This is a genomic window from Aeromonas sp. LsrichE-8G, assembly GCF_022869435.1.
Classification (GTDB): Bacteria; Pseudomonadota; Gammaproteobacteria; order Enterobacterales; family Aeromonadaceae; genus Aeromonas; species Aeromonas caviae.
This window is the reverse complement of the sequence record NZ_JALIHH010000213.1, coordinates 20,509-33,214: the sequence shown is the minus strand read 5'-3', so window position 1 is coordinate 33,214 and position 12,706 is coordinate 20,509. Positions and strand designations below refer to the sequence as shown.

General features: G+C 64.5%; 12 protein-coding genes. 5 read left to right on the top strand and 7 right to left on the bottom strand.

Features of this window, described 5'->3' with window-relative positions; translation table 11 throughout:
• Window positions 1-72: 72 nt before the first annotated feature.
• The 3 genes from MUW49_RS18905 to MUW49_RS18895 form a co-directional block, all read right to left on the bottom strand.
• Complete coding sequence (locus tag MUW49_RS18905) at window positions 73-753, bottom strand: SDR family oxidoreductase (RefSeq protein ID WP_069652447.1); 681 nt, start codon at window positions 751-753, stop codon at window positions 73-75.
• 18 nt (window positions 754-771) lie between these two features.
• Window positions 772-1,401 (bottom strand): TIGR04219 family outer membrane beta-barrel protein, encoded by a 630-nt coding sequence (locus MUW49_RS18900; RefSeq protein ID WP_043155850.1) that lies wholly within the window; start codon window positions 1,399-1,401, stop codon window positions 772-774.
• 92 nt (window positions 1,402-1,493) lie between these two features.
• Window positions 1,494-1,934: a copper chaperone PCu(A)C gene (locus MUW49_RS18895; RefSeq protein ID WP_039039478.1), complete on the bottom strand. Its 441-nt coding sequence runs from the start codon at window positions 1,932-1,934 to the stop codon at window positions 1,494-1,496.
• Between the two features lie 89 nt (window positions 1,935-2,023).
• Here MUW49_RS18895 and MUW49_RS18890 point away from each other — a divergent pair, with 89 nt between their 5' ends.
• Window positions 2,024-2,773: an enoyl-CoA hydratase-related protein gene (locus tag MUW49_RS18890; RefSeq protein WP_041211009.1), complete on the top strand. Its 750-nt coding sequence runs from the start codon at window positions 2,024-2,026 to the stop codon at window positions 2,771-2,773.
• Between the two features lie 2 nt (window positions 2,774-2,775).
• Here MUW49_RS18890 and MUW49_RS18885 read toward each other — a convergent pair whose 3' ends face one another.
• Both MUW49_RS18885 and MUW49_RS18880 read right to left on the bottom strand, forming a co-directional pair.
• On the bottom strand, window positions 2,776-3,204 hold the full coding sequence (locus tag MUW49_RS18885) for a DUF2753 family protein (protein WP_010672859.1): 429 nt from the start codon (window positions 3,202-3,204) through the stop codon (window positions 2,776-2,778).
• A gap of 85 nt (window positions 3,205-3,289) precedes the next feature.
• A complete protein-coding gene (locus MUW49_RS18880; protein ID WP_042014597.1) occupies window positions 3,290-3,997 on the bottom strand; it encodes a ParB-like protein in 708 nt (235 codons plus the stop codon).
• A 173-nt stretch (window positions 3,998-4,170) separates the two neighbouring features.
• Between MUW49_RS18880 and MUW49_RS18875 the strand changes: the two genes are divergently transcribed.
• From MUW49_RS18875 to MUW49_RS18865, 3 genes are all read left to right on the top strand, one after another.
• Window positions 4,171-5,775, top strand: coding sequence for an ABC transporter substrate-binding protein (locus tag MUW49_RS18875; protein ID WP_128318329.1), 1,605 nt, complete (start codon window positions 4,171-4,173; stop codon window positions 5,773-5,775).
• 110 nt (window positions 5,776-5,885) lie between these two features.
• Window positions 5,886-6,185 (top strand): hypothetical protein, encoded by a 300-nt coding sequence (locus tag MUW49_RS18870; protein WP_010672856.1) that lies wholly within the window; start codon window positions 5,886-5,888, stop codon window positions 6,183-6,185.
• A 151-nt stretch (window positions 6,186-6,336) separates the two neighbouring features.
• Window positions 6,337-7,896: a PAS domain-containing methyl-accepting chemotaxis protein gene (locus tag MUW49_RS18865; RefSeq protein WP_042864414.1), complete on the top strand. Its 1,560-nt coding sequence runs from the start codon at window positions 6,337-6,339 to the stop codon at window positions 7,894-7,896.
• A gap of 96 nt (window positions 7,897-7,992) precedes the next feature.
• Here MUW49_RS18865 and MUW49_RS18860 read toward each other — a convergent pair whose 3' ends face one another.
• Entirely contained in the window at window positions 7,993-9,213 is a 1,221-nt protein-coding gene (locus tag MUW49_RS18860; protein ID WP_244813085.1) for a DEAD/DEAH box helicase, read from the bottom strand.
• A gap of 146 nt (window positions 9,214-9,359) precedes the next feature.
• The gene (gene tpx, locus MUW49_RS18855) at window positions 9,360-9,860 is read right to left on the bottom strand and encodes a thiol peroxidase (protein WP_010672853.1); all 501 of its coding nucleotides are present in this window, start codon (window positions 9,858-9,860) and stop codon (window positions 9,360-9,362) included.
• 254 nt (window positions 9,861-10,114) lie between these two features.
• On the opposite strand from tpx, the gene MUW49_RS18850 reads away from it, so the two are divergent.
• On the top strand, window positions 10,115-12,532 hold the full coding sequence (locus MUW49_RS18850; RefSeq protein WP_113978337.1) for a zinc/cadmium/mercury/lead-transporting ATPase: 2,418 nt from the start codon (window positions 10,115-10,117) through the stop codon (window positions 12,530-12,532).
• Window positions 12,533-12,706: the final 174 nt, after the last annotated feature.

Below are 12,706 nucleotides of genomic sequence, written 5' to 3'. Positions count from 1 at the left end.
AATGAAAAAGCGCGCCAAATGGCGCGCTTTTTGTTTCCTTGTCATCTGGCGACGGGGCCGGTTCACGGCGCTTCAGGCATTGCGACCGATAAAGAGATCGGTCACATGGCAGCTGCTTCTCGCGGCCAGCGCATCCAGCATGTAGGCTGCAGCGTCTTCCGGCGTCATGAAGCCGCTCGGGTCCACGTGATCCGAATTCTCCCAGAACTCGCTGCGGATCCCGCTCGGATAGAGGTTCACCAGTCGCAGGGGAGCACTCTTCAGCTCGGCCCGCAAGGATTCGAGAAAGCCGCGCATTCCCCATTTGGAGGCGCAATAGAGGCTCTCGTTGGCCTTGCCGGTCTGGGCTGCGGAGGAGAGCACATTCGCCAGCACCCCGCCCTTGTCACCGATGAGGCGCACCGTCTGCTGGGCCACCAGTATGGTGGAAATGAGATTGCTCTCCACCACCCGGCGGATCTGCTCGGCGGTGTAGACACCCACCGGGCCAAACTCGCCGACACCGGCACAGTGGATCACCATGTCGGGCAGGCCGCCCCACTCCACCGCAGCGGCAAAGGCGACATCCACCTCTTCGTGGTGTGCGAGATCGGCGGCAATGCCGATCACCGCCTTGCCGAGCAGCTCTTCCTGCTCCTGCAGTTTCTGGTAACGGCGACCCATCATGGAAACCTGATGGCCGCGTTCAACCAGCCCTATGGTCAGGGCGCGGCCCAGTCCGGACCCCGCGCCAGTCACTATGATGTGGCCCATGTGTGCTCCTCAGGGAGATCAGAAGGTGAATTCACCACCGATGAACCAGCCGTCGATGGTCTGATCGACGCGATCGAAGTCCATCTCGGCCTCACGCCAGCCGGCGCGGATCTTGAGCGGCACGGAAGAGAACTTGTAGGAACCGCCCAGACGGTAGTCGTAGTTGTCGGCATCCTGCACGCGGGCATCGCCGAAGGCGGCAAAGCCGGTCCCCGGGATGCGCACTTCGGCGCCGGTGTAGGCCATCAGCACATCCTTGTCATAGGAGTAGTGCTGGGTGTTGAAATCACCGTCGTAGCGACGACCGGTCAGACCCAGGTCGATCTGGAACAGGTCGTTGTTGAACAGGCGATAGTAGAGGCTCAGGTCGTAAGCCAGCAGATCGTTGTTGAAGCTGCCGCCGCTGCTGCTGAAGTCGGACATTTCGAACTTGGCGTTGGGCAGCAGCAGGATGCCGTGCTCCAGTTGCAGGTAGCCGCTCCAGTTGTAGTTCTCGTCGTAGCTGCCATCGGCACCCACGCTGCTGACCTGGCCACTTCCCTGGGCATTCCACAGATCGGCACCCGCCGCAAAACGCCAGTCATTGGCGGCCATGGCCCCATGGCTGAGCAGAGCCATCACAGTGCCGGCAATCAGGGTCTTCTTCATCACTTCGCTCCATTTTGGACTGGAAAGGCCATCATTTTACCCGCTGGGCAAGGAATACCTAGAGTAAAAAGCTGAACAAGCGTCCATAAATGTCAGTGCTTCATCCCTTTCATGGGTTCGACCGGCTTCACGGGCAGGCTCAGTGACAGCGTCTGACCATCGTCCAGGGTCAGGGTCAGCGGGAAGGGCGTGCCCTGAGCCAGGGTGTGGATGTCGAACAACATGATGTGCAGGCTGCCGGGCTTGAGCACGGCCTCCCCCTTGGCCGGGATCTCGATGCTCTCCACCTGTCGCATCTTCATGACGCCGTTCTCGTGCAAATGGGTGTGCAGCTCGACACGGCCCGCCTCAGGGGACGCACCCGCCACCAGTTTAACCGGTTTGTCCCCATCGTTCCTGAGCACCATGAACGCCGCCGTGTTCGGCGAGCCAGGGGGCAGCAGGCGCACATAACCATCGACCGCGTCGACCTTGGCCAGGGCCGGGGCGGCCAGAAGCAGTGCCATGGTGGAATAAAACGCACGTTTAAACATGGTTGAAATCCTTTTATGATGTTGTTAAACGAGACAAAGCTTACCCCTGTGGCAAGCTTTTGACAGCCCCCGACAACAAGGATTCAGACATGGCCCTCACAATTCTGGCCGAACAGCAGGACGGCTTGCTCACCCTGACCTTCAATCGACCGGAAAAGCGCAATGCCCTCAACACGGAAACGTATCTGGCGCTGACCGACGCGCTGCGCCAGGCCGCCCGGGACGAAGAGGTCCATGTGCTGCTGTTGCAGGGCCAGGCGGAGTGCTTCACCGCCGGCAACGATCTGGCCGACTTTGTTGGCAAGCACGCCCTTGAGCCGGACGATCCCATCCTGCAATTTCTGCACACCCTGGCCGACTTCCCCAAACCGGTGATCGCCGCCGTGGGCGGCCCGGCAGTCGGCATCGGCACTACCCTGCTGCTGCACTGCGACCTGGTCTATCTGGGTGACAACGCCCGGCTGCAACTGCCTTTCGTCGAGCTGGGACTGGTGCCGGAGTTTGCCGCCAGCCTGCTGCTGCCACGCGCCGTCGGTCACCTCAAGGCGGCGGAGCTGTTGCTGCTGGCAGAGGCCATCGATGGAGAAGAGGCGCTGCGTCTCGGGCTCGCCAACCGGGTGCTGGCCCCGGCGGACCTGCTCCCCTTCGCTCGGGAGCAGGGACTGAAACTGGCGGCCAAGCCGCCGATGGCGCTCCAGAAGAGCAAGGCGCTGCTCAAGCAGGAGCTCAAACAGGCGGTGCATTTCGTCATCGACCTGGAAGCGCGCGCCTTCGCCCAGGCCCTGCAAGGGGAAGAGGCGCAAAGCCGCATCGCCAGCAAGCTGCAAAAACGGCGCTGAACTCAGTTGAGACGGAACCGGCCTATCAGCTCGCAGCCCTGCACCCTGTCCTGCACCTGGATAAGCCGGGCAATCTCCGGATTGGGGTGGCGCTTCAAGAAGGAGAGCAGGGCGGCGCGGCAGCAGCCCAGCTCGCTGATGAGGGATTCGCACTCCCGGTTGGGGCACTGGGGCACCAGGGCGGTGACCAGCTCGGAGGCGAGCTTGAGGTAGCGCAGTTCATAGGCGGGCTCTTCCATGGCACGCCAGAAATCGGCCATGCGGTGACAGGTGGCGACCCGCATGCTGGCCAGTTCGTCCAGATCCCCGGAGGCCAGCTCATAGACTTCCCCCAGGGCCTGCTGATAGAGGCAGATCGCCGTGCCCAGAGCCCCCATGCCAAGGGCATTCTCCGCCTCCAGCATGTAACGTTGCCAGTTCTGATGTTCCATGTTCCTCTCCTTTGCCGACACGAGTGGAGTTTGTATCATGGCCAATCGAGAACAAATATCAACCAGACCCTTTGTGCAGGATCCCTCAACCCGCCGTTCTGGGCTGATTGACGCGACACTGCTTGCCGGGGTAACCAGGCAGATCCGCCGCCTTGCTGCTGCACGCCAGCCGTTTGGCTTCGGCGAGGCGATCCGCGAGGTTGACCTCATCGATCGGCTGCCAGGCCATCTGCTGGCCGAGCCAGCTGGCCCAGGCAAACTCGACGAAGTAGACCTGATCCTTCTTGCTGAAGTAGCCCGCATCCTGCAACAGCCCCGCCAGGGTGCGGTAGGGATAATCCGGCAATTCACCGATATGACCGGGCAACTGCTCGGGAGTCAGGGGTTGACCCCGTTCATCCTTGAGCCAGGCCCAGTGGTTGTTCTGCATCTGGCTCCAGAAATTGGCCCTGTCCTGCAACCGTGCAATCACCTTGACCCTGACCTGCTTCACCCCCTGCTGCCACAGCGCCTTGGTCAGGTGGTGCCTGTCCACCAGCCAGTAACCCCCATCCGGCGCGATGACGATGGGGATCTCTTTCTTTTTCATCAGCTTGTCGAGCTGCTTCTCGCTCTTGTCCGCCAGCTCCCGGGCGGTGGTATCCACCTGCAACTGCCCCACGCCGCCCTGGGTGGGGTGCAGCGCCTCTATGTTCACTTCGCACCAGCTTCCCACCGGGCTGCTCTTCTCGCACGGGGACAACGCCCAGGCGCCCTGGCTCAGCACGCAGGCCAACAAGATCCATGCTCTCATCACTCTCTCCTTTTCCTGGCGCTCACGGCGCCCCTTCGTTGACAGCCGCATCGGATATCATGGGACTCATGCTGGCGGTCTGACCAGCAAAGGGGATATCATGATTTCCCATCTGCCGGCGATGCATTCTCGCCGAGTTTTCTCCCCGCTTCACACATTTTGAAGGATTCACCATGAAAGGATGGAGCCCCCTGCTGGCCCTGCTGGGCTGTGCCTGCGTCCAGGCCGCCGATGTGCCGCCCGGCACCCCACTCGCCGCTGAACAGGCCGTCGTCCGTCATCTCAAGGATGAACCGGCGAGCCTGAGCCCCCTCAAGCTGGTGGGACTGCCGGAGCTGCAGGTCCTCAGGGATCTTTACGAGGGGCTGCTGACCCAGGGACCGGACGGCAAGGTGCTGCCCGGGGTGGCATCCCGCTGGGACAACGAGGGGAACCAGACATTCACCTTCCACCTGAGGCCGGATGCCCGCTGGTCCAACGGCGACCCCGTGCGCGCCGCCGACTTCGTCTATGGCTGGCGCAAGCTGGTTGACCCCAGGGAAGCCGCCACTTTCGCCTGGTTCGCCCAGCTCGCTCGCTTCGACAAGGTGGACGACATAGTGGCAGGCAAGCTGGCCCCCGATGCGCTCGGGGTGGAGGCCGTCGATGACCATACCCTGAAAGTGACCCTCTCCCAGCCGGTGCCCTATTTCCTGAGCCTGCTGACCCATCCCAGCCTGTCGCCCCTGCACCGGGCCAGCATGGAACAATATGGCAACCAGTGGACCCAGCCCGGCAAGCTGGTGGGCAACGGCGCCTTCGTGCTGAGTCACCGGGTGGTGAACGAGAAACTGGAGCTGACGCCCAATCCCTACTACTGGGATCGCGCCCACACGGTGCTGACCCGCGTCACCTTCGTGCCCATCAACCAGGAGAGCGCGGCCACCCACCGCTATCTGGCCGGGGATCTGCACATCACCGAATCCTTCCCCAAGGAGCAGTACCAGAGCCTGATGGCCCAGATCCCGGGGGAAGTCTATACCCCGGAACAGCTCGGCACCTACTACTACGCCTTCAACACCCAGCGCCCGCCCCTCAATGATGTGCGGGTGCGCCAGGCGCTCTCCTACACCATCGACAGGGGCCTGATTGCCGACAAGGTGCTGGGCACCGGGGAGAAACCGGCCTACCACTTCACCCCGGACGTGACCGCCGACTTCGACCCCAAGCCCAATCTGCTCTCCACCAGCAGTCAGCAGGCGCTGGACGAGCGTGCCAGAGCCCTGCTGAAAGAAGCGGGCTACGGCCCAAGCAATCCCCTCAAGCTGACCCTGCTCTACAACACGGCGGAAATTCACAAGAAGATGGCGCTGGCCATCGCCAACCTGTGGAAACAGAAGCTGGGAGCCCGGGTCGAGCTCACCAACCAGGAGTGGAAAACCTATCTCGACAGCCGTCAAAGCGGCCAGTTCGAGGTGATCCGCTCCTCCTGGGTCGCCGATTACAACGACCCCTCCGCCTTCCTCGGGCTCTGGGGATCGGGCCACAGCGGCAACATGGCCCGGTTCGCCAACCCGGCTTACGACAAGCTGCTGGCGCAGGCGGCCAACAGTCAGGATCCCGCAGAACGGGCCCGCCTGTTCGATGAGGCCGAGGCCATCTTGCAGAAGGAGGCCCCCATCGCCCCCATCTACCAGTACACCAATGCCCGGCTCATCAAGCCCTGGCTCAAGGGGTATCCCATCAACAACCCGGAAGACGTGGCCTACAGCCGTCAGCTCTACCTCGTCAAACACTGAGTCCGGGGAGGGGTCGGGACATCTGACCCCTCCTGGCACTGTTCCTGTTCAAGTTCCCGGCATAAAATGCCGCCTCTTTTCATTCATCAACCCCGTGATCCGATCCTGCCATGCGTGCTCTGCTCCTGATTGCCCTGTTTGTTGCCCTTCCCGCCAAGGCCGCCGATGAAACCGAATGCCGCCAGGCCTTCCTCGAATGGATGTTGAGCCAGCAGAAGCAGTTCAGCGACCGCAAGGCCAGCAAGATGGAGCGGCGCAATGCCGAACGAGCCATCGATCAGGCCCGGGATGCCTTCGCCAAGCAGGAGAGTTTCTGCCAAGCCATGGCCTGGGTCGCCAGCGCAGAAGACAATGACCCCCGCTTCAAGCCGAGGACGGGGGAGATCCACGACTTCACTCCCCGCGGCTGAGCCGCCATCTACGACTTTTTTCAGCCTTTCCCGTGTTGATTTATTGACCCAAGCCAAGGTGGTGTAACAGTCCGCATCTACAATGACGCCGTAACAGTCACAAAAAATAAAAACAAATTTATCAGTTACTTGGCTCATTCAGGATGCGCACATGACCACAACCCGGCACGAAGGGGAGATCCGTTTCCCCGATCACATATCACTGATCTCGACCACGGATCCCGCCAGTCACATCACTTATGCCAACCAGCACTTTTGCGATGTGGCGGGCTACAGCGCGACCGAAATGGAAGGGGAGCCCCACAATCTGGTCCGCCACCCCGACATGCCCAAGGCCGCGTTCGCCGACATGTGGCGCCGCCTGCAACAAGGAAAGAGCTGGATGGGGCTGGTAAAGAACCGCGCCAAGAGTGGTCAGTTCTACTGGGTCAACGCCTACGTCACGCCGATCCTCAACGATCAGCAGCAAATCATCGAATACCAGTCTGTCCGCACCCGTCCCCAGGATCACGACATCGCCTGGGCAGAGCAGCTCTATGCCCGGATCCGTGACGGCAAGGCACTGCCCTGGCTGACCCGGCTGACCCTGGAGCCGGGGCAGCTGTGTCTGCTGCTCTCTGGCACCGCCCTGCTCGGCATGGGGGCCAGTCTGGTCACCGGCCAGCCGGGGTGGGGAGTCATCACCCTGCTCTGCTTGCTGGCCCAGATGGGGCATGGCTGGCATCTGCAACGGCGGCTGGCCAGACTGCTGGCCATGGCGGGCGAGGAGCAGGGCAGCGCCCTTTGCCAGGTACTCTATGCCAGGCGTCAGGACAGCCTGGCCGCCCTTGAACTGCTGCTGCGCATGAAGAAGGCGGAGCTGCGCGCCGTGGTAGGTCGCAGCGCGGACACCAACCAGCAGATCCTGCAGGCGGCGGAGGATGACAGGGGGCATATCCAGACCATAGACACTCACCTGCAACAGCAGCGGGCCCAGAGCGAGCAACTGGCGGCGGCCATCACCCAGATGAGCCAGTCCATCCGTGATGTGGCTGACAATGCCCACCAGGCCAATGCGCTGGTGGGCGAGGTCCAGCAGGTGTCCGCCAGTGGCCAGCAGGCGCTGGCCACCACCCGGGATTCGGTCGACAGGCTTCATCAGGAGCTGGACGCCAGCCAGGGCGTGCTGGCGCGTCTGACCCAGGACAGCCAGAAGATCAACGGCATTCTGGAGGTGATCGGGCAGATTGCGGATCAGACCAACCTGCTCTCCCTCAATGCGGCCATCGAGGCGGCACGGGCCGGTGAACAGGGGCGCGGCTTTGCGGTGGTGGCCGACGAGATACGGGCCCTGGCCCAGAAGACCCGCAGCTCCACCGGCGAGATAAGCGACATGATAGGGGCGCTGCAACAGAGCACCCGGCAACTGTCCGATGGCATGGAGCAGGGGGCCCAGACATCAGTGCTCTGCCAGCAGCACATGGGGGCCACCGCCGAGGTGCTCGACCAGATCAACCGGATGCTGGCCCGGGTGACCCACACCAGCGACGAGATAGCCCAGGCGGTGAGCCAGCAGGCGGATGTCACCAGCACCCTGGATCAGGGGATCCACCAGATCCACCAACTGGCGAGCCACACCGCGGACAACAGCCGTCAAGCCCTCGATGGCATCACCCTGCTGGTGGAGCGGTTGCAAAACCTCTCCCGCCTGATCAACCAGTTCCACGACTGACCCCCTTGCCGTGTAGTTTGGCGCGCCCCCGGGCGCGCTGCCGATCTCTCCTCTCCTTCACGACGACAGGCTCCCGCCGGGGGCAAGAAGTCCGTCTCAGGATTTGCCCTTGAACTGCTTGATGCTGCGCTTGCCCTGGGTGCGACGGTTCGCCTGCTTGTCTCTTGGCGCCCGTTTGCTCTCCCCGCTGGCGGGTTTGTCGGTCACCGGGAAACCTGCCAGCGCCGCCAGGGGCAGGGGGCGACCGGTCAGGGCCCGGATCCCCTCGAGCGCCTCCCCATCCCCGTGGCAGGTAAGGGAGATGGCCAGACCGCTCTGCCCGGCACGGGCGGTACGACCGATACGATGCACGTAGACGGGCGCATGCTCCGGCAGATCCAGATTGATCACCACCGGCAATGCCTCCACGTGGATGCCGCGCGCCATCAGGTCCGTGGCCACCAGCACCCGCACCCTGCCCTCCTTGAAATCCGCCAGCGCCTGCTTCCGCGTGGCCTGATCCTTGTTTCCGTGCAGGGCTGCCACCGTCATGCCAGCCCTGGCGAGTTTCTTGGCCACCCCGTCCGCGTCGTCCCTGGCACTGATGAAGACCAGCACCTGGGGCCACTCTCCGGCCTCCAGCAGAGCGATCAGCGCAGGCACCTTGCTGCTCCTGTTGACCAGATAGAGCCGCTCCTCGATGTCGCTCACCAGGCTGTTGAGCGGCTCGGCCTCGATGCGCACCGGATCCTGCAGCAGGCCCGAGGCCAGGCTCTCCAGCTCGACCGGCAAGGTGGCGGAGAAGAGCATCTGCTGCCGCGCCTCCGGCATCGCCTTCATCAGCCACTGGATATCGGGCCAGAACCCCATCTCCAGCAGGCGATCCGCCTCATCCAGCACCAGCATGCGCAGGGCACCCAGCCCCAGCGCCTGCTGGGCCAGCAAGTCTCGCAACCGTCCGGGTGTCGCCACCAGCAGTTGGGGGCCGAGAGCCAGTTCCCGCTCCTGCCACTCCTGGGCCACCCCGCCACACAGGGTCAGAAGGCGCACCCCCAACCCGTCGGCAATCTCCTGAAGGGCGGCGCTCACCTGGCTTGCCAGCTCCCGGGTGGGGACCAGTACCAATCCCTGTACCCGGTCGCTGGCTGCGTCCAGCCTCTGCAGCAGCGGCAGGCCGAATGCCAGGGTCTTGCCACTGCCGGTCCTGGCCAGGGCAAGCAGATCCCGTCCTGACAAGGCAGCAGGAATGGCTAGCTGCTGAATGGAGGTCGGTTTTTCCAGCGCTGCGGGCAGCAGGGGCAACAGGGCGGGGTCAAGGGCGAGTTCGTCAAACGTCATGGGGATCGCAGATACAGGCTGAACGAGGATGTGGAGGCGAAGTCTAGCCAGACCCACCCCATAAGTAAAAGGTTCGGGAGCGCAATAAAAACGGCCTGCCCCGTGTGAACGGAGCAGGCCGTCAGGCAATCAGCCTGTGGCGCGACTTACAGAACGGCCAGGGCGGCGGCGTAGTTCGGCTCGTCGGCGACTTCGGCCACCAGCTCGCTGTGCAGCACCTTGTCGTGCTCATCCAGTACCACGATGGCACGGGCAGCCAGACCCACCAGCGGGCCGGAGGAGAAGGCCACGCCGTAGTCCTGCAGGAAGGAGACACCGCGCAGGGTGGAGAGGTTCACCACCTTGTCCAGACCCTCGGCGCCGCAGAAACGGGCCTGGGCGAACGGCAGGTCGGCAGAGATGCACAGCACGACGGTGTTGTTCAGGGCGCTTGCCTGCTCGTTGAACTTGCGCACGGAAGTGGCGCAGGTCGGGGTGTCGACGCTCGGGAAGATGTTCAGGATCTTGCGCTTGCCGGCGAAGGTCGCCAGGGTCGCATCGGACAGATCGCCAGCAACCAGGGAGAAGGGCTTGGCCTGCTCACCGGCAACGGGGAAGTGGCCGGAGACGGAGACGGGGTTGCCTTGCAGGGTGACGGTATTGCTCATGTTAGGTCCTTGATGATTGATGTGGGATCCAGGGTCCCCAGTATAGGCCCGCCACGGGATGACAAACACCCGCTAATGAAAGGGATTTGGCATCCCTTTGCGTCCCTCCTGCTCCAGGGGCAAATCAGCGGCCACTGTCATGGCCCCGAACAAAGAGGAGAAGAGGGCTTGACCTTGGACTTTACACCAAGGTTTACACTCGGCGCAGTCATCCAGGATCCCGCAGGGGCGGGATCCCTCAAGAGGAACGCATCATGAGCAAATCCTGCTGCAGCCATCAACACGCCGCCGCCCCCATCAAGGCCGTCAGCAAGGCCGCCACCCCACAGGCCGGGCACAGCCACACCAGCCACTGCTGCGACAACGGGGCACAGGCCAGTGGCGTCGCCAACCCGACCCGCCACGATCATCAGGGGCAAAGTGGCGCAGACGGCCCGGGTGATGAAGAGCTCCCCAGAGGCGCTTGCGCCACCGACACAGCCCACGACCACGATCATCATGAGCAGGGGCACGCCCACACGACCGCCGCGACCGAGCCGCCGCTGGCTACCCCCGAGCAAAACAGCCGCCGCCATAGCTGGCAGGTGCTGGGCATGGATTGTCCCAGCTGTGCCCGCAAGATAGAGACCGCCGTCAGCCGGGTGGAGGGCGTACAGCAGGCTCGGGTGCTGTTTGCCACCGAGAAGCTGGTGGTGGATCTGGCCCCCGGCCTCTCCCCCGACCCCGTTACCGCCGCCGTGCTGGCCGCCGGCTTCCAGCTCAAAGGAGGCGCTCAGAACACGGCTCGCAGCGAACCGGGCCGCAGCCCGCAGATGCAGAGGGTCAGTAACCTGCTCGGCAAATACTGGCAGCCCCTGTCGCTCGCCGGCTTGATGGGGATGGCGGCCCTGTTGCCGGCCCAGATCGGTCAGCCGCTCTTTACCCTGGCCACCCTCTGGGGGCTGTGGCCCGTCGCCCGCAAGGCGTGGGCACTGACCAGAAGCGGCTCCCCCTTCGCCATCGAGACCCTGATGACGGTCGCCGCCGTGGGGGCCCTGTTCCTCGGCGAAACCGCCGAAGCGGCCATGGTGCTGCTGCTGTTCATGCTGGGTGAACATCTGGAGGCCTACGCCGCCGGCCGCGCCCGCGCCGGGGTCACCGCCCTGATGGCGCTGGTGCCCGACAAGGCGCTGCGCATCCGCACCACTGCCGAGGGCGAGGTGCGCGAAGAGGTCGGCGCCGATGAGCTGCGCCCCGGTGACATCATCGAAATCGCCCCAGGCGCCCGCCTGGCCGCCGATGCCCGCCTGCTCGACCCCCTCGGCGCCTTTGACGAGAGCGCCCTGACCGGCGAATCCATCCCGGTGGAGCGCCGCCGGGGTGACAAGGTCCCCGCTGGCAGCCTGGCGGCGGATCGGGTGCTGCGCCTCGAGGTGGTGTCCGAGCCCGGCAACAACGCCATCGACCGTATCCTGCATCTCATCGAAGAGGCCGAGACCCAGCGCGCCCCCATCGAGCGCTTCATCGACCGCTTCAGCCGCTGGTATACCCCGGCCATGATGCTGGTCGCCCTGCTGGTGGTGCTGGTACCGCCGCTCGCCTTCGGCCAGAGCTGGGACGAGTGGGTCTATCGCGGGCTGGCGCTGCTGCTGATCGGTTGCCCCTGCGCCCTGGTCATCTCCACCCCGGCGGCGGTCACCTCGGCGCTGGCGGCAGCCACCCGGCAGGGAGCCCTCATCAAGGGGGGCGCAGCGCTGGAGCGGTTGGCCCACATCGATACCCTGGCCTTTGACAAGACCGGCACCCTGACCCTGGGCAAGCCGCAGCTGACCGAACTGGTGAGCCTCAATGGCCAGCCGGAGGCCGAACTGCTGGCGCTGGCGGCAGCCATCGAGCAGGGCTCCCACCACCCGCTGGCCCGCGCCGTGGTGACCGCGGCCAGCGAACGGGGCCTCAGCCTCGCCGCGGCCCAGGCGCTGCGCGCCCTGCCCGGCATGGGCGTGGAAGGTCGCATCGACGGCACCCTCTGGCAGCTGCTGGCACCGAGCCGGGTCGCCACCCTGGATGCCGCGATACAGGCCCGGGTCGCCACCCTGGAGCAGCAAGGCAAGACAGTGGTGGTGCTCGGTCAGCCTGACGCCGCCCCGGCCGCCCTGCTGGCCCTGCGCGACCAGATCCGGCCGGAGGCGGCTGCGGCGCTGCAAGAGCTCAACCAGCTTGGTCTCAAGAGCATCATGCTGACCGGGGACAACCCCCGCGCCGCCGAGGCGATCGCCACCGAGCTCGGCATGGGCTGGCGCGCCGGCCTGCTGCCGGAGGGCAAGGTCGATGAGATCGCCAAGCTCGGTCTGACGCAAAAGGTCGCGATGATCGGCGACGGCATCAACGACGCCCCGGCCATGAAGCGGGCGAGCATCGGCATCGCCATGGGAGGCGGCACCGACGTGGCGCTGGAAACCGCCGATGCGGCGCTGACCCACAACCAGCTCGGCGGGGTCGCCGCCATGATCCGGCTCTCCCGCGCGGCGCTGGCCAACATCCACCAGAACATCGCGCTGGCGCTGGGGCTCAAGGCCATCTTCCTGGTCACCAGCCTGCTCGGCATCACCGGCCTGTGGATTGCGGTGCTGGCCGACACCGGCGCCACCGCCCTGGTCACCGCCAACGCCCTGCGCCTGCTGCGAAAACGCTAGGCCGGCCGTTAACGGTACAACCAACAGCCGCTCCAATGGGGCGGCTTTTTTATTGCCTCGCCCACGAGCAAAGAAAAAGCGCGGCTGCCGGTCGGCAGTCGCGCTTTGCTTACTCTCTCGGTGTTATCCCGCCCTTGGCAAGGCGGAATTCAACCCGGGGCTGCCGAGCCAGCC